Source organism: Corynebacterium sp. USCH3, assembly GCF_037619475.1.
In the GTDB taxonomy this organism is placed as follows: domain Bacteria; phylum Actinomycetota; class Actinomycetes; order Mycobacteriales; family Mycobacteriaceae; genus Corynebacterium.
Genome location: NZ_JAQPZT010000003.1, coordinates 20,763 through 37,451, shown reverse-complemented (window position 1 = coordinate 37,451; position 16,689 = coordinate 20,763). Strand labels below are relative to the sequence as shown.

Below are 16,689 nucleotides of genomic sequence, written 5' to 3'. Positions count from 1 at the left end.
GTTAGCCTTTCTGCATGACAACACACATCGAGTCTTCAACGACCGTCAATCACCCGCTCGACAAGGTCCTCTCCGCGCTGAGCTCCAAGGAGTACTGGGAGTACGAGGCCCAGAACATCTCCGAGGTTCCCGGCGAGGTCAACTCCTTCTCCGCCGACCCGATCGAGGTCGTCCTGTTCGAGGTCCTGCCGACCGACGCCCTCCCCGAGGCCGTACGCTCCATGGTCTCCCAGAACCTGAAGCTCAAGCGCACCGTCACCTTCGGCGCCGAGCAGGACGGCGTCGTCAACGGTGACATGCGCGCCGAGGTAAAGGGCGCGCCGGTGAAGTTCGGCGCCGAGCTCACCCTCACCGGCGACGGTGACTCCACCACCCTGTCCGCCGAAGCCGACATCGACGTCACCATCCCGATGGTCGGCCCGGTCATCGAGCCCAAGGTCGCCGACGCCGTGCGGGACATCCTCAACAACGAGAACACCCTCATCGACACCTGGATCAAAGAAAACCTCTGATCCCCGGAACCAGGGCCCTGCGGATTATCGGCAGATCCCTGGCGCCGACGGCCGGTGATGGTTCACACTGGTCCGGTGAGCAACTCAAACAACACCGGAAAACCCGCCGGCACGAGACGACCAGGACGCGGATGGAAGATCCTCCTCGGCCTGGTCGTCGTTCTCGTCCTGTTGGTCGCCGTCGCTGAATTCGGCCTCCGGGCCTACGCCAAGAACACCGTGGTCGACGAGATCCGCTCGACCTCCCAGGAGAGCGGCGCCGAACTTCCCGAGGACCCCTCCGTCAGCTTCGGCGCCTCTCCGCTGCTCCTCGGACTCGTCCAGGGGAAGATCCCGTCCTTCGAGGCGTCGATCCCCTCCAGCCTGAACGTCACCTACGAGGACTCCGACAAGTCCCGGCCCGTGGTCTCCGGGCAGCCGGCGCTGACCATCAACGCCAGGGACATGTCCACAGACACCGACAACCCCACGGTCAGCGAGATCGACGTGGACACCACACTGCCGCCGGAGTTCCTCCTCGCCGAGATCCAGAAGTCCCAGGCAGAGGGGGGTACCGGCACCGACGGGGGTGACGGCGACGCAGGTGGCCTGCTCGAAGGCCTCATCGAAGTCACCGGTGTGACCATGAACACCGACAACGACACCATGGACCTGGAGATCACCGGCGGCCTGGCGACGCTGAGCATGTCCCCGGTCGTCGAGGACGGTGCACTGAACTTCACCGTCGACAACCTCCGGATCCTCGGCATGGACCTGCCGGAGTCGATGGTCGCCTCCCTCACCGACTCGCTGCAGCAGACGGTCAACGATGTTGACGGACTGCAGATCCAGGACGCCCGGATCACCGGGGACGGCCTGTCAGTGACACTCCACGGCACCGACGTGAGCCTCGACCAGGTCTCCAGCAGCACCTCCAGCTTCACCGAGGACCGGACGACAGGCGACGGCAGCGCCGCCTAGACACCCCGCCCCCTCTCCGCCACCACACGCCTGAGCCCGGGCCCCGTCAGAGTTTCCGACGGGGCCCGGGCTCAGCCTCGTCCACACCCCCGAACGGGGGTGTGATCCACGCCACACCATCCGGAAAAATCAATCAGTCACGACTGCTTGTTCTTTGGTGATAGAACAGAATCATGCTCTCAAGCCGCGGACGACAGCGTCGGCGCCCTGAGCCACCCCATCACACAGACAACTTTCGGAGGTTTCCGTGAGCGACACCCCACCCGTGAGAATCGCCAACTTCTCCGGTTTCTACGGCGACCGCGACAGCGCCATGAAGGAGATGCTGGACGGCGGCGAGATCGACTACCTCACCGGCGACTACCTGGCAGAACTGACGATGCTGATCCTCGCCAAGGGCATGATGAAGAATCCCGGCCTCGGATACGCACGGCGATTCATCGACCACCTCGACACCTGCCTCGACGACATCGCCGAGCGTGGCGTGAAGGTCGTCACCAATGCCGGCGGACTCAACCCGGCCGGCCTCGCCGACGCACTCAAGGACAAGGTCTCCGAGCGTGGGCTTGACCTCACGGTGGCCTATGTCGACGGCGACGATGTCCGGGAACATGTATGGCCGACTGTTTCTGACGCCCTCTGCGCCAATGCCTACCTCGGCGCCTTCGGGATCGTCGAATGTCTCAACGCCGGCGCCGACATCGTGGTCACCGGACGCGTCACCGACGCCTCGGTCGTGGTCGCCCCCGCAGCCCACCACTTCGGCTGGGGCCCCGGCGAGTTCGACAAGATCGCCGGTGCGATGGCCGCCGGCCACGTCATCGAGTGCGGCACCCAGGCGACCGGCGGCAACTACTCCGGCTTCAACCGTGGAATCCTCGACGACAAGCCGGTCATGCCGGGGTTCCCCCTGGCCGAGATCTACGAGGACGGCACCTCGGTCATCACGAAACACGCCGGCACCGGCGGAGCCGTCACCGCGGGCACCGTCACCGCGCAGCTGCTCTACGAAGTCACCGGTGCACGCTACGCCGGCCCGGATGCGGTGCTCCGACTCGACCACGTCACGGTCGAGGATCTCGGTGAGGACCGCGTCCGGATCTCCGGCGCGACCGGTGAAGCTCCGCCGCCCACCACCAAAGTCAGCGTGAACCGCATCGGCGGGTTCCGCAACGAGGTGCACGTCCTGTTCACCGGACTCGACGTCGAGGACAAGGCGGAACTCCTGATCAAGCAGCTCGATGCGATCGAGCCGCGGCCCCGCACCGTCGACTACCGCCTGCAGCGCACCGACCACCCGGACGCGGACACACAGGCGGCCGCTGCCGCCCGCCTGGTGTGTGTCGTATGGGACCCGGACCAGAACCTCCTCGCCGACTGGGGTCGCGGGGTCGTCTCCACCGCGCTGGCCTCACCACCCGGCACCTTCTTCGACGGTGTTCCGCCCAAGCCCAGCATGTACGGCACGTTCCTCCCCACCTACCTGGACAACGACGTGCCGGTGCACACCGCACACCTGCCCGACGGCACGACGGTCACCGTCGCCCCGCCGACGACCACCGCCGAGATCGGGTCCTCCCACACCGATGAACCGGCCCCGGAGGCCCCCACACAGGACAGCACCCGCCACGCCCCACTCGGTCTGATCGCCGACGCACGCAGCGGTGACAAGGGCGGCAGCGCCAACATCGGCGTGTGGACCAGCGACCCCGAGGCCTACCCGTGGCTGGTCCAGACAGTGACCGCGGAGTCGGTGAAGACCCTTCTCCCCGAGACCGCCGACCTCGACGTCGAGGTTTTCGCCCTCCCCCGCCTCAACGCACTGAACATCGTGGTCCAGGACATCCTCGGCCAGGGGGTCGCCCACGGTGCCCGGTTCGATCCACAGGCCAAGGGCCTCGGCGAGTGGCTGCGGTCGCGTCACGTCGACATCCCCGAGTCCCTGCTCGCCACCAGCAACAGCAACAGTAAGGAAGCGTCATGACCGCAACCTCAGCCGTCATCCCCAGTTCTGAGGAGTACCAGGCCAACCGGCAGTCCATGGAGGAGAAGCTCGGTGAGATCCGGGAGGCCTACGAGACCGCGTTCGCCGGGGGCGGCGAGAAGTCCCTGGAGAAGCTCCGCAGCCGGGACAAGATGACCCCGCGCGAGCGAATCGACTCCGTACTCGACCAGGGGTCACCTTTCCTCGAGCTCTGCACCATGGCCGGTTACGGCACCGACTTCGCCGTCGGTGGTTCCGTCGTCGGCGGTATCGGCACCGTGGAGGGGGTCGAGTGCCTCATCGTCGCCAACGATCCGACGGTCAAGGGCGGCGCCTCCAACGAATGGACTCTTCGCAAGTCACTCCGGCTCCAGCAGATCGCCCTGGAGAACCGGCTGCCGGCGATCACGCTCGTGGAGTCCGGTGGAGCGGACCTGCGCAGTCAGAAGGAGGTCTTCGTCCCGGGCGGTGCGATGTTCCGTGACATCACCCGGCTGTCCCAGGCCGGCATCCCGACCGTCGCCATCGTCTACGGCAACTGCACCGCCGGCGGCGCCTACATCCCCGGCATGGCGGACCACGTGGTGATGATCAAGGAACGGTCGAAGGTCTTCCTCGCCGGCCCCCCGCTGGTCAAGGCCGCCACCGGTGAGGTGACCGACGACGAGAGCCTCGGTGGTGCACAGATGCACACCGACGTCTCCGGCCTCGGCGACTACCTCGCCGTCGACGAACTCGACGCAGCCCGTATCGGCCGGTCCATCGTCCGCCGGCTCAACTGGCGCCGCACGGGCCAGGCACCGTCGCCGGACGTCGTGGCACCCGTCCTGGACGAGGAGGAGCTGCTCGGCATCGTCCCCGACGGGCTCAAGGTCCCCTACGACCCCTACGAGATCATCGGACGTGTCGTCGACGGCAGTGAGTTCGACGAGTTCAAGCCCCGCTACGGTTCCGGCCTCATGACCGGATGGGCCAAGGTCCACGGCTACCCGGTGGGCATCCTCGCCAACTCCCGCGGTGTGCTGTTCAGCGAGGAGGCCCAGAAGGCCACCCAGTTCATCCAGCTGGCGAACCAGACGGACACCCCGCTGATCTTCATGCACAACACCACCGGCTACATGGTCGGACGGGAGTACGAGGAGGGCGGAATCATCAAGCACGGCGCGATGATGATCAACGCGGTCTCGAACTCGAAGGTCCCCCACATCTCCCTCATCACCGCCGCGAGTTACGGTGCCGGCCACTACGGCATGTGCGGACGCGCCTTCGAGCCCCGCTTCGTGTTCGCCTGGCCGTCCGCCCGTTCCGCCGTGATGGGGTCCGAGCAGCTGGCCTCGGTGGTCAGCGGCATCAGTGCCCAGTCCGCCCGCGGCCGCGGACTGGACTACTCCGAGGACGCCGAAAAACAGCTCTTCGACATGCTCAAGACGCAGGCGGACGTCGAGTCCGCGCCGCTGAAGATGTCCGGGATGCTCTACGACGACGGCATCATCGACCCCCGTGACACCCGCGCGGTGGTGGGGGCCGCCCTGACCGCCATCCATTCCGGACCGGTGGAGGGCGCCGACGGTTTCGGCGTCTTCCGGATGTGACGCGCGAGACCGAGAGATGAGAGAAGACATGACCAACACAGATTTTTCGACCGTTCTCGTCGCCAACCGCGGGGAGATCGCCCGGCGCGTGTTCACCACCGCCCGCAACCGTGGGTTGTCGACCGTCGCCGTCTACTCTGACGCCGACCGGAACGAACCGTTCACCCGGGAGGCGGACGCCGCCGTCCATCTTCCCGGCAACGCCCCGTCCGAGACCTACCTCAACGTCGACGCCGTACTGGACGCCGCGAAGCGTACCGGTGCCGACGCCGTCCACCCCGGGTACGGCTTCCTGTCCGAGAACGCCTCCTTCGCCCGCGCCGTGATCGCCGCCGGACTGACGTGGATCGGTCCGTCCCCCGAAGCCATCGACGCGATGGGGTCGAAGACGGAGGCCAAGAAGCTGATGGAGGCCGCCGGCGTGCCGGTGCTGACCAACCTGGAGACCTCGGAGATCACCGAGGACATGCTCCCGGTCCTGGTCAAGGCCTCCGCCGGTGGCGGAGGACGCGGTATGCGCGTGGTCCGCACCATCGACGAGCTCGAGTCCGAGGCCGCCGCAGCGGTCCGTGAGGCCGAGAGCGCCTTCGGCGACGGCACGGTGTTCATCGAACGCTACATCGAGTCCGGACGCCACATCGAGGTCCAGCTCATGGCCGACAACCACGGCGGGGTGTGGGCGGTGGGCGAACGTGAGTGCTCGATCCAGCGTCGCCACCAGAAGGTCATCGAGGAGGCGCCCTCCCCGTTGGTCGAGCGGATCGACGGGATGCGGGACCGCCTCTTCGAGGCCGCCCGCGCAGCCGCCCACGCCATCGACTACAGCGGCGCGGGCACCGTGGAGTTCCTGGCCAACGACAGGGGCGAGTTCTTCTTCCTGGAGGTCAACACCCGCCTCCAGGTGGAGCACCCCGTCACCGAGGCCACCACCGGCCTGGACCTGGTGGGGCTGCAGTTCGACGTGGCCGCCGGCCGGACGCTGCCCGCCGAGAACCCCCCGGGCATCAACGGCTGGGCCGTCGAAGCCCGCGTCTACGCCGAGGACCCCCGCCACGACTACCGGCCGATGTCCGGTGAGGTGCTGCGCTTCGACTTCGACGACGTCGTCTCGTCGTTCTCCGGGCCGAACGTCCCGGGCATCCGCCTGGACTCCGGTCCCGAGGCAGCGCCGGGCCGTCCGGCTGTGGTCGGCGTGCACTACGACGCGATGCTGGCGAAGGTCATCTCGTGGGCTCCGAACCGTGCAGAAGCCGTGGGACGCCTCAGCGGCACCTTGCGCCGGGGCCGGATCCACGGCCTGGGAACGAATCGGGACCAGCTCGTCCGCATCCTCGATGACGCCGACTTCCGGGCCGGCGACATCAACACCGCGTTCCTGGAGAAGACCCACACCGAGGTCTCGATGAATCTCCTGGCCGACGACGACGCCGTGGCTGTCTCCGCGTTCGCCGCCGCCGTCGTCGACGAGGCCCACACCACCTCGACGCGCCCCAACCCCCACGTGCGGTCCGGGTTCCGCCTCTTCGGTGACGCCCGCACCACCCACCGGTACTTCCGCGGGCAGGACACGACCAGCACAGACGATGAGGTCGAGGTCACCGTCGTCCGGACCTCCCGCTCCACCGGTGCCGAGACGACGTCCCTCGCGGGGCACGACGCCGTCCGGCTCGTGGAGATCACCCCGGAGGCCGGCGTCGGACCCGGCTCCGACGGTGCAGCCACGGTGATCGTCGACGTCGACGGCATCCGTCGCACGCTCACCGTCCACCGGTACCCCGGTGGCGGTGTGGGCGTGGACTCGGCGCTCGGCCCGGTCACGCTGACCGAGCGTCCGCGTTACGACGACCCGTCCGACATCGTCGCCGAAGGCGCACTGGTCGCCCCCATGCCGGGAACGGTGACCAGTGTCCTCGTCGCCATCGGCGACACCGTCGCCACCGGCCAGAAGCTGATGACGATCGAGGCCATGAAGATGGAGCACACCATCTCGGCCACGTCCGACGGCACAGTCAGCGAGCTGGCTGCGGCCGCCGGAGACCACATCGAGACCGGCACACTGCTGGCGGTCATCGACTCCCCCGAGAACGACGAATAACCACCCTTTCCCCACGCAGTACCCCACATCCCACATCTCAAGGAGTTTTCACCATGTCACAGCCCCAGGTCAGCATGCCCCTCAACGACACCCCCGAGCAGGAGGAGCTGCGCAAGACCGTCCGAGCCCTGGCCAAGAAGTACGGCTACGAGTACATGGCCAAGAAGGCCGACGCCAAGGAGTACCCCACCGAACTGTGGAAGGAGGCCGGTGAACTCGGCTTCGTCGGTGTGAACCTCCCCGAGGAGTACGGCGGCGGCGGAGCAGGCCTGCTGGAACTCTCCATCGTCCAGGAGGAGTTGTCCTCCGAGGGCTGCGGTCTGCTGATGCTGGTCGTCTCACCTGCCATCTGCGGCTCCATCATCGCCGCCTTCGGCACCCCGGACCAGAAGCAGCGTTGGCTGCCGGGCATCGCCTCGGGTGAGTTCATCAGCGCCTTCGGCATCACCGAGGCCGATGCCGGCACGAACAGCCACAACATCACCACCACCGCGAAGAAGGACGGTGACGAGTGGGTCCTCAACGGGTCGAAGACCTTCATCTCCGGCGTGGACCAGGCCGACACCGTGCTCGTCGTCGCCCGCGCCCACGACGAACGCACCGGCAAGCTGAAGCCGGCGCTGTTCATGGTGCCCACCGACGCCGAAGGTTTCTCCAAGACCCAGATCCCCACCGAGGTCATGCTGCCCGAGTGGCAGTACGCGCTGCACTTCGATGACGTCAGGGTGAAGGACGAGGACCTCGTCGGAGACATGGACGCCGGCATCTTCCAGCTCTTCGTCGGTCTGAACCCGGAGCGCATCATCGCCACCGCGATGGCCACGGGCATGTCCCGCTACGCGCTCGACACCGCCGTGAAGTACGCCAACGAGCGTGTCGTGTGGAAGACGCCCATCGGCGCCCACCAGGGCCTGTCCCACCCGTTGGCGCAGTGCCGGATCGAGCTCGAGCAGGCCCGGCTGATGTGCCGTAACGCCGCCGCACGGTTCGACCAGGGAGACCTGGACGGCGCCGCAACCGCGGCGAACATGGCCAAGTACGCCGCTGGCGAGGTCTCCGCCAAATCCATCGACCAGGCCGTGCAGACCCTCGGCGGCAACGGCCTCACCGCCGAATACGGCCTCGCCCGCATGTACGCCGCCTCCCGCCTGCCGCGCATCGCCCCGGTCAGCCGAGAGATGCTGCTGAACTACGTGGCACAGACGGTCATGGGCCTGCCCAAGAGTTACTGACCACCGGACAACCCACCCCGACGTCACAGGAGACTGCCATGGCCATCACCACCACCACGGACAACAGAACCGCCCGGATCACCATCGATGCACCGGACCGCCGCAACGCGTTGTCGCCGGCACTGATCAAGGATCTCCGCGATGCCCTGACCAGTGCGGCACAGGATGACTCGGTCCGGAGCGTGGTCCTCGACCACACCGGTTCGACGTTCTGCTCCGGTGCCGACCTCGCCGCCGTCGGCGATCTGTCACCGGAGGAGGTCACCGGCAGTTTCATCGGGCTGCTGCGTACCGTCGTCGAGCTGCCCAAACCGGTCACCGCCGTCGTCGACGGCAACGTCCGTGCCGGCGGCACCGGTCTCGTCGGCGCCTGTGACATGGTGTTCGCCGCGCCGGACTCGTCCTTCGCCACCACCGAGACCCGTATCGGCGTGGCCCCCGCGATGATCGCGCTGACGGTACTGCCGCGGCTGAGCTCGCGGGCGGCATCCCGGTACCTGCTGACCGGGGAACGCTTCGACGCCGCGGCCGCCGCACGATTCGGCCTGGTCACCGAGGTCGTGGACGACCCGCGGCAACAGGCGGCGGCCACGGCAGAGGGGCTGCTGAAGTGTTCCCCGCAAGGGCTGCGGGAGACCAAGGCGATCATCAACCAGGCGGTCATCGCGTCCTTCGACGCCGACGCCGACGCCCTGGCCGCGAAGTCCGCCGAACTCTTCGCCACCCCGGAAGCGCTCGAGGGGATCACCTCGTTCCTCCAGAAGCGCGCCCCCAGCTGGGCGCAGTGACTCCCGTGCAGTGACCGGCACGTAGAGTAACTGACCACCACCCGAGAACCCCGGAGGAACCATGGCGACCCGAGAGGCCCAGCAGGAGCGCAGCAGGATCACGCGCCGTCACCTACTCGAGGCCGCCCTGGACACCCTCTCCGACACCGGGCTGAACGGCACCACCGTCAGCGCCGTCGCCTCGCGTGCCGGCGTGTCCCGTGGAGCGGCACAGCACCACTTCCCCACCAGGGACTCACTCATCGCGTCAGCCCTGGAGGAGTTCTTCACCGAACGCACCCAGCAGTTGCGCAGCAGCGTCGCCCAACTCCCGACCGGGAGCAACGGTGCGCCGGTCGAGGACGTGGTCGCCCTCGTGTTCGGGTTCTTCAGCAACCGCCCGTTCCACGCCGCCCTCCACATCTGGGCTGCGGCGAGCACCGACAGCGAGATCCGCGAACTGATCGTCCCCGCCGAGGCACGCTACGGCCGCGAGGTGTACCAGCTCGCCGCCCTGGCCCTGAACGCCGACCTCTCGGACAGGAACACACGCCGGGTACTGGGGCTCACGCTCGACGTCGCCCGCGGACTCGGCCTCGGCTCAGTTCTCGTCGACAACCAGAAGCACCAGGAGGACGCGTTGGAGACCTGGGCGCGGATCCTCGACGGAATCAAGCGCAACGACTGACCGTTCCACCACCCACCAACCCACCACGCACGGGACCCGTCGCTCAGCATTTACTTAGCTTCAACAACAATAGGTGATGCTCCGCGGTCCTCCCGGAGGCCTCCATGACCACCGACACCAGACCCCCCGCCGATTCCGTCGGACAGATGCTGCGCAGACGCGTCGCCGACACCCCGCACCGCCGCGCCTTCACGTTCCCGGTGATCGGCCCGAACCCGGGCCAGACGACAGGATGGACCACGGTGACCTGGTCCGACGTCGGTACCCACGCCAGGGAGACCGCCGCCGGCCTCATCGCCGCCGGTGTGACCCCCGGCGACCGGGTCGCTATCGCCAGCGCCACACGCTACGAGTGGGCCGTCGCCACGTACGCCACCATGTCCGCGGGCGCGGCGACCGTCGCCGTGTACCCCACCACCGTCAGCGAGGACGTCCGGCACATTGTCGGCGACTCCGGCACCACCGCCGTCTTCGTCGAAGACGCAGAGCAGCTCGCGAAGCTCACGCTCCTCCGTGACGACCTTCCCGACATCCGCACCGTCATCGTCCTCGACAACGACCTCCCCGACCGCACCGACGGCTGGGTGATGACCCTCGACGAACTGCGGGCCTGCGGACGCGACCTCCTCGAACGACATCCCACGTCCGTCGACGACCGCATCGACGCCACCGGACCGGACGACCTCGCCACCCTGATCTACACCTCCGGCACCACGGGACGCCCCAAAGGCGTGCTGCTGCCCCACCGCGTGTGGGTGCACGAGGTCCGTGCCATCGAGGCGACGGTGAACAGCGCGGACGCCACCGACGGCAGGGACGGCGGCACCGGCATGCTCACCATCGACGACAGGCAGTTCCTCTGGCTTCCCCTGGCACACGTCATGGGCAAGCTGATGGTGCTGCTCCCGCTGCACATCGGCTTCGAGACGACGATCGACGGGCGGATCGACAGGATCGTCGAGAACATCGGCACGTCCCGTCCCACGTTCATGGGGTCGGTACCCCGGATCTTCGAGAAGGCCTACACCGGCATCACCACGATGATGGCGGACGACCCCGGCCCACTGGGGATCCGTGAACGGTTGTTCCACTGGGCCAGCCGTGTCGGGGTCGACGCTGTCTCCGCCGAATCACCGTCCCTGCTGCTCCGCATCCAGGCACGCGTCGCCGACCGCCTGGTCTTCTCGACCGTGAGGAAGCGGTTCGGCGGCAACGTCCGCTACTTCATCTCCGGGTCCGCCGCGTTGAACACCGACGTGTCACGCTGGTTCTGGGCCGCCGGCCTGCCGATCCTCGAGGGATACGGGATGACCGAGTGCAACGTCACGACGCTCGGGCTGCCGTCCACGTTCCGTGCAGGCACCGTCGGGGAGGCGGTCGAGGGGTTCGAGGTCCGGATCGCCGACGACGGAGAGATCCTCGTCCGCGGGCCCGGTGTGATGGCCGGCTACCACAACAACCCCGAGGAGACCGCGAGAGTGCTCACCGCGGACGGTTGGCTGCACACCGGTGACATCGGCACCCTGGACCCGCACGGGCGGCTGAGCGTCACCGACCGCAAGAAGGAACTGTTCAAGACCTCGAACGGGAAGTTCGTCGCCCCCGCTGTCATCGAGGCACGCTTCAAGGGGCTGTGCCCGGTGGCCTCACAGATCGTGGTCGTCGGCGAGAACCGGCCCCACGTCAGCGCGCTGATCACCCTCGACGAGACGGCGGCCATGACCTGGGCCGGACGCGAGGGCGTCGCCGGCGACTACACGGCCGTCACCCGTCACCCACGGACCCGGGACACCGTGCAGGGCTTCATCGACGAACTCAACGCCACGCTCAACCCGTGGGAACGGATCAGGACGTTCCGCGTCCTCGACCGCGAACTCTCCGTGGACGCCCAGGAACTCACACCGTCCCTGAAACTCCGGAGACGACCCGTCGCAGACCACTTCGCCGACGACATCGACGCACTCTATTCCACAACCACCACAGGAGACCGCCATGACCACCGCTGACACCGGCAACCACACCACGTTCGACCCCCCGGTACGCTCCACCGGACACATGCTGCGTGACCGCATCGCCGCCACCCCGGACCGGTCCGCCTACAGCTTCCCGGTCACCGGCAGCGACGACACCGACACCTGGACCACGTTGACCTGGGGCGAAGTCGGACAGCAGGCCGCCGAGGTGGCTGCCGGACTCATCTCGTCGGGTATCCAACCGGAGGAGCGGGTCGCCATCGCCTGCACCACCCGTTACGAATGGGCCGTGGCGGACTACGGCATCGTCTACGCCGCCGCCGCCACGGTGACGGTGTACCCCACCACCCTCGGCGAGGACGTGCGGTACATCCTCAGCGACTCCGACAGCCGTCTCCTCTTCGTCGAGGACGCCGACCAGTACACCAAGATCGCCGAGATGCGGGACGAGCTGCCGAACATCCGCACCGTCGTGGTCATGGACAACGGCGTCCCCGACGACGTTGACCCGGATTGGGTGATCAGCATGGACGAGTTACGGCGTCGCGGCCGGGAGCGGCTGAGGTCACACCCGGGTGAGATCGACGCGCGGATCGACGACACCGACCTCGACGACCTGGCCACGCTGATCTACACCTCCGGCACGACCGGGCGGCCCAAGGGCGTTCTGCTCCCCCACCGGGTGCTGGTCTTCGAGATCCTCGCGATGGCCGGCACCATGCGTCGCACCGACCCCGACAACATCCTGACCATAGACGACAAGCAGTTTCTCTGGCTGCCGCTGTCACACGTGATGGGCAAACTGCTGCTGATGATGCCGGTACATCTCGGCTTCGAGACCGCCATCGACGGACGGGTCGACCGCATCGTCTCCAACCTTCCGGTCGTGCGCCCGACCTTCATGGGATCCGCCCCCCGGATCTTCGAGAAGGCGTACAACGGCATCGTCACCATGATGGCCGACGATCCCGGCCCACTGCGCATCAAGGAGAGGCTGTTCCACTGGGCCAGCGGCGTCGGGGTGAAGGTGTTCGAGGCCGACCACGGGGACGGGAGCACCACCGCCTCTCGGTGGGACCGTCTCCAGGCGCGCCTCGCCGACCGACTGGTGTTCTCCACGGTCCGGGAACGCTTCGGAGGACGGATCCGCTTCTTCATCTCCGGGTCCGCCGCGCTGAACTCCGACATCTCCCGGTGGTTCGGTGCCACGGGAATGATGATCCTCGAGGCCTACGGCATGACCGAGTCCGGCGGCGGATCCTGCCTGGGCATGCCGAACGCTTACCGCACCGGCAGGATCGGGCGCCCCTTGGACGGTGTGGAACTGCGGATCGCAGACGACGGCGAGATACTCTTCCGCTGCGCCGGGGTGATGGACGGCTACCACAACAACCCGGAGGCCACCGCCGAGGCGTTGGACAGTGACGGGTGGATGCACACCGGCGACATCGGTGACATCGACGCCGACGGCTTCGTGCGCATCACCGACCGCAAGAAGGAACTGTTCAAGACCTCGAACGGCAAGTACGTCGCCCCGGCGCCGATCGAGGCGGAGTTCAAGGGCCTGTGCCCGGTGGCGTCGAACCTGGTCGTCATCGGCGAGGCCCGCCCGTACGTCAGCGCCCTGGTGGCGCTGGATGAGGACGCGCTCTCTGCCTGGGCCCAGCGCACCGGAGTGGAGGGCGACTACGCCGCAGTCGCTGCAGACCCCCGTACCAGGGAGCTGGTGCAGGGCTACATCGACGAGCTGAACGCCTCGCTGAACAGGTGGGAGCAGGTCAAGAAGTTCCAGATACTTCCCCGTGACCTCACCGTGGAGCAGGCTGAGCTGACTCCGTCGCTCAAGCTACGTCGCAAGCCTGTTGCGGCGAACTTCGCGGACCAGGTGGAGGCCAACTACGCCTGAGCGAGATCACCGGGGCACTCCCCTGTTACCCCACGACCCCAGTTCCCCGGAAAAGTCTGTCCCCGTGCACCGGATAGTCGGAATCCGGTGCACGGGGACAGACTTTTCCAGCTGGCTCCGGGGAGCCCCGGGGGAGACACCGGCTCAGGAAGGGACCGTGACCCGCGCGACGCCGGGGAGACGGTCGGGGGATGACACGGTCACGGTCGTCCCAGCCACCGCATCCAGCATCACGGCGGCCTGGTCCCCGGACCGGGCGGCGACCGTGTCCGCTCCGGCGGTCACCGCGGCCCGGCAGAAGGCCCGCAGCTGGTCGTCGTCGAGGTCGGGTCCGCCCTCCCCCGGCGACACCCGCAGCATGGCCGGGTAGGGGACGGCCTCGCGCAGGGTCACGATTTCACTGATCATGGCGTTGAGGTCGGCGGCGACCACGTTCGCGGCGTCCAGGACGGCGTGCACCTCGTGTGCCCCGTTGACGACGGCCATGTGCGCCTCACTGGCCTTGACCAACGGATGGTGTTTTCCGGACGGGTGCCCGGCGACGGACACGAGACGGAGCCCCTCCGGGACATCACGCAACGGGAACAGCGTGGGCGGCAGACACACCGCAGCACAACCCCCCTCCACGGCGCGGGCGATCACGGCGGCAGCGTCAGCCCGGGTACAGGCCGGGTCGAGCAGGGTCAGTTCGGTCGTGCTGCGGTCGATCACTGGGCGTTGCCGAGCACGTCGCGGATGGCGGGACGGATGTCCTGCCAGTAGATGCCCACGATCACGGCACCGATGATCCACACCATGGAGACGTAGAGACCGATCAGCAGCATCGCCAGCGCCGACCCACCGAGCAGCAGGAGCCAGTTCTGCTTCGACCGGTCGATGACCGTGAAGGCGTCGTCCCTGGTCATCGCCACCTGGATCGCTCCCCAGATCGCACCGATGACCACCAGGACCAGAAAGACCATCTGGAGCAGGTTCACGGAGTAGAAAGCCAGGTTGAGGAACTGAGTCATGGCTCCCGATTCTATCGGACTCCTGTCCCGTGCTCAGAACAGCGTGAACAGTACCTCGGAGACCGTGTAGATCGTCAGGCCCGCCAGTGACCCGACGACGGTGCCGTTGACACGGATGAACTGCAGGTCCTTGCCGACCATCAATTCGATCCGGTCGCTGGCCTCGTCGGCGTCCCAGCGTTCCACGGTCTCGCCGATGATGCCGGTGACCTCCCCCGCATAGTTCTCCGCGAGGTAGGACGCCGCTCCGACGATGCGTTTCTCCAGCGAGTCACGGAGTTCCTCCTCGGTGCGCACGCGGGTGGCGAAGGCCGACACCCAGGCGACGATCTTCGTGCGCAGCAACGAGTCCTCGTCGCGTGCCATCGTCGTCAGGGTGGAACGCACCGATTCCCACAGGGTGCCGGGCAGCGCCTGGACGGTGGGCGAGTTCATGATGTCGCCCTTGAGGTTCTCGACCCGGGTGATCATCGTCGGATCGTGCTGCAGGTCCTGGGCGAGTTGCCCGATGAACCGGCGGATGGCGTGGCGTGCCTCGTGCTCCGGGTTACTGCGTACGTCGCCGGTGAACTGCACGACCTCGCGGTAGACCCTGTCCCCGACGAGGTCGCGGACGAATCTCGGCGCCCAGCTGGGGGTGCGCTCGTCCAGCAGCCGTACGATGAGGTCCTCGCTGTCGCGGGCCTTGTCGTCCAACCAGACCACGACGGCGTCGACGACGGGTTCGGTGCGCCCCTCGCTGATGAGCTGTTCGAGCCCGCGGCCCAACGGCGGGCCCCAGGTCGGTTCGGAGGCCTTGTCGATCACCAGGGTGCGCAGCAGCTGCTCCGCCTCTGCCGGATCCACCCCGTTGACCACCAGGTCGATCAACCGGGAGGCCTCGGCACCGGTGCGCTCGGCACCGCCGGCGTCCAGGACCCAGTCTGCGGCGCGTTCCGGGATCCTGGCCTGCCGCAGTTTCTCGGTGATCAGGGCGGCGTTGAGGAAGTTCTCGCCGACGAATGAGCTGAGTGCGTGGCCGACCTGGTCCTTCTTCCGCTTGATGATCGCGGTGTGCGGGATGGGGATGTGCAACGGGTGCCGGAAGAGTGCGGTCACGGCGAACCAGTCCGCCAGTGCGCCGACCATGCCGGCCTCACTCGCCGCCCGGACGTAGCCGGTCCAGCCACCGTCGCGTCCGGTGGCCTCCAGCCAGCGACACACCAGGTAGATCAGGGTCGCGATGACCAGGAGACTGGTGGCGAAGGCCTTGTGGCGTCGCAGGTCGCGGCGACGTTCCGCCTCGGACTCCGGGGACGGTCCGGGGACGGCGAGCCGGTGGTCCCGGTCGGCGGTGGGTCTGGTGTTCTCGGGGGATGTCACCCCGCCCATTATTCCACCTGTGCCGGACACGGCTCCCGCCACGGCTCCGGATACCCCGGACATGCGTCAGCCCCCTGTCCTCCGCGGGGACGACCGGGGAGGGACAGGGGGCTGTGTGGCGCAGGGCGCTGGGGAGACGGTGGGTGCTACCAGGCCCGCTGGAGGTGCATGGACCTAGTAGACGCGACCGGTCTCCTTACGGTACGCACGCGTACCGCTGCGACCGATGCGGATTCCGAGGAAAGCCGCGAGAAGCAGCACCAGACCGACGGCCCAGCCGACGATGCCGATCGTGACACCGTGCTCCTGGGCGTCGACGCTGTAGGCGGCGAAGCCGAAGATCCCGACGCCCATGATGGCGACCGCGGCCACCAGCAGCCCCATGGACAGCCAGGTCACGCCGCGCTGCAGCGACGAGTGCGGTGCATCCCAGCTCGACGGCACGTAGCCGTCAAGGTAGTCGGGCGAGGCCGAGAACTTGCCCTTGGTGTCGAGATCAGCGGACATCGTTATCCTCTTTCGTCTTTCGGTGTGCCCGGCGCCTTCCTGTGCCCGGGTGACAACATGAGTCTAGCGCACGGGTGTAGCCGGGGGCCTACCCGTGCGCC

At 67.5% G+C, this 16,689-nt stretch carries 14 protein-coding genes; 10 read left to right on the top strand and 4 right to left on the bottom strand.

The window, feature by feature from the left end; all coding sequences use genetic code 11:
- Positions 1 to 14: 14 nt before the first annotated feature.
- The 10 genes from PQI66_RS06320 to PQI66_RS06275 all read left to right on the top strand — a co-directional run bounded on the left by PQI66_RS06320 (position 15) and on the right by PQI66_RS06275 (position 13,709).
- The gene (locus PQI66_RS06320; protein WP_339996863.1) at positions 15 to 512 is read left to right on the top strand and encodes a DUF2505 domain-containing protein; all 498 of its coding nucleotides are present in this window, start codon (positions 15 to 17) and stop codon (positions 510 to 512) included.
- Between the two features lie 75 nt (positions 513 to 587).
- On the top strand, positions 588 to 1,472 hold the full coding sequence (locus PQI66_RS06315) for an LmeA family phospholipid-binding protein (protein ID WP_339996862.1): 885 nt from the start codon (positions 588 to 590) through the stop codon (positions 1,470 to 1,472).
- 247 nt (positions 1,473 to 1,719) lie between these two features.
- Complete coding sequence (locus PQI66_RS06310; RefSeq protein ID WP_339996861.1) at positions 1,720 to 3,456, top strand: acyclic terpene utilization AtuA family protein; 1,737 nt, start codon at positions 1,720 to 1,722, stop codon at positions 3,454 to 3,456.
- The gene (locus tag PQI66_RS06305; RefSeq protein WP_339996859.1) at positions 3,453 to 5,048 is read left to right on the top strand and encodes an acyl-CoA carboxylase subunit beta; all 1,596 of its coding nucleotides are present in this window, start codon (positions 3,453 to 3,455) and stop codon (positions 5,046 to 5,048) included. The genes PQI66_RS06310 and PQI66_RS06305 overlap by 4 nt, the downstream gene beginning before the upstream one ends.
- 28 nt (positions 5,049 to 5,076) lie before the next feature.
- A complete protein-coding gene (locus PQI66_RS06300) occupies positions 5,077 to 7,143 on the top strand; it encodes an acetyl/propionyl/methylcrotonyl-CoA carboxylase subunit alpha (protein ID WP_339996857.1) in 2,067 nt (688 codons plus the stop codon).
- Positions 7,144 to 7,217: 74 nt separating this feature from the next.
- A complete protein-coding gene (locus PQI66_RS06295; protein WP_339997647.1) occupies positions 7,218 to 8,375 on the top strand; it encodes an acyl-CoA dehydrogenase family protein in 1,158 nt (385 codons plus the stop codon).
- 38 nt (positions 8,376 to 8,413) lie between these two features.
- Entirely contained in the window at positions 8,414 to 9,163 is a 750-nt protein-coding gene (locus PQI66_RS06290) for an enoyl-CoA hydratase family protein (protein ID WP_339996856.1), read from the top strand.
- A 61-nt stretch (positions 9,164 to 9,224) separates the two neighbouring features.
- Positions 9,225 to 9,830 carry a TetR/AcrR family transcriptional regulator gene (locus tag PQI66_RS06285; RefSeq protein ID WP_339996855.1) on the top strand — a complete coding sequence of 202 codons (606 nt, stop codon included), beginning with the start codon at positions 9,225 to 9,227 and terminating at the stop codon, positions 9,828 to 9,830.
- Between the two features lie 104 nt (positions 9,831 to 9,934).
- Positions 9,935 to 11,836, top strand: coding sequence for an AMP-dependent synthetase/ligase (locus PQI66_RS06280; RefSeq protein WP_339996854.1), 1,902 nt, complete (start codon positions 9,935 to 9,937; stop codon positions 11,834 to 11,836).
- Positions 11,823 to 13,709, top strand: a complete 1,887-nt coding sequence (locus PQI66_RS06275; RefSeq protein WP_339996853.1) for an AMP-dependent synthetase/ligase — start codon at positions 11,823 to 11,825, stop codon at positions 13,707 to 13,709. The genes PQI66_RS06280 and PQI66_RS06275 overlap by 14 nt, the downstream gene beginning before the upstream one ends.
- Before the next feature lie 144 nt (positions 13,710 to 13,853).
- Here the strand turns inward: PQI66_RS06275 and PQI66_RS06270 are convergent, their stop codons facing one another.
- The 4 genes from PQI66_RS06270 to PQI66_RS06255 all read right to left on the bottom strand — a co-directional run bounded on the left by PQI66_RS06270 (position 13,854) and on the right by PQI66_RS06255 (position 16,588).
- Positions 13,854 to 14,420, bottom strand: coding sequence for a 2-deoxyribose-5-phosphate aldolase (locus PQI66_RS06270; protein ID WP_339996852.1), 567 nt, complete (start codon positions 14,418 to 14,420; stop codon positions 13,854 to 13,856).
- Positions 14,417 to 14,719, bottom strand: a complete 303-nt coding sequence (locus PQI66_RS06265) for a DUF2516 family protein (protein WP_339996851.1) — start codon at positions 14,717 to 14,719, stop codon at positions 14,417 to 14,419. Before PQI66_RS06265 ends, PQI66_RS06270 begins: the two co-directional genes overlap by 4 nt.
- Before the next feature lie 33 nt (positions 14,720 to 14,752).
- Positions 14,753 to 16,090 (bottom strand): DUF445 domain-containing protein, encoded by a 1,338-nt coding sequence (locus tag PQI66_RS06260; RefSeq protein ID WP_445228014.1) that lies wholly within the window; start codon positions 16,088 to 16,090, stop codon positions 14,753 to 14,755.
- 165 nt (positions 16,091 to 16,255) lie between these two features.
- A complete protein-coding gene (locus tag PQI66_RS06255; protein ID WP_339996849.1) occupies positions 16,256 to 16,588 on the bottom strand; it encodes a hypothetical protein in 333 nt (110 codons plus the stop codon).
- Positions 16,589 to 16,689 lie beyond the last annotated feature (101 nt).

Coding starts and splice junctions, on each gene's coding strand:
- PQI66_RS06320 (WP_339996863.1), top strand. CDS start 15: ATGACAACACACATCGAGTCTTCAACGACCGTCAATCACCCGCTCGAC.
- PQI66_RS06265 (WP_339996851.1), bottom strand. CDS start 14,719: ATGACTCAGTTCCTCAACCTGGCTTTCTACTCCGTGAACCTGCTCCAG.
- PQI66_RS06280 (WP_339996854.1), top strand. CDS start 9,935: ATGACCACCGACACCAGACCCCCCGCCGATTCCGTCGGACAGATGCTG.
- PQI66_RS06255 (WP_339996849.1), bottom strand. CDS start 16,588: ATGTCCGCTGATCTCGACACCAAGGGCAAGTTCTCGGCCTCGCCCGAC.
- PQI66_RS06260 (WP_445228014.1), bottom strand. CDS start 16,090: ATGGGCGGGGTGACATCCCCCGAGAACACCAGACCCACCGCCGACCGG.
- PQI66_RS06290 (WP_339996856.1), top strand. CDS start 8,414: ATGGCCATCACCACCACCACGGACAACAGAACCGCCCGGATCACCATC.
- PQI66_RS06285 (WP_339996855.1), top strand. CDS start 9,225: ATGGCGACCCGAGAGGCCCAGCAGGAGCGCAGCAGGATCACGCGCCGT.
- PQI66_RS06305 (WP_339996859.1), top strand. CDS start 3,453: ATGACCGCAACCTCAGCCGTCATCCCCAGTTCTGAGGAGTACCAGGCC.
- PQI66_RS06295 (WP_339997647.1), top strand. CDS start 7,218: ATGCCCCTCAACGACACCCCCGAGCAGGAGGAGCTGCGCAAGACCGTC.
- PQI66_RS06300 (WP_339996857.1), top strand. CDS start 5,077: ATGACCAACACAGATTTTTCGACCGTTCTCGTCGCCAACCGCGGGGAG.
- PQI66_RS06275 (WP_339996853.1), top strand. CDS start 11,823: ATGACCACCGCTGACACCGGCAACCACACCACGTTCGACCCCCCGGTA.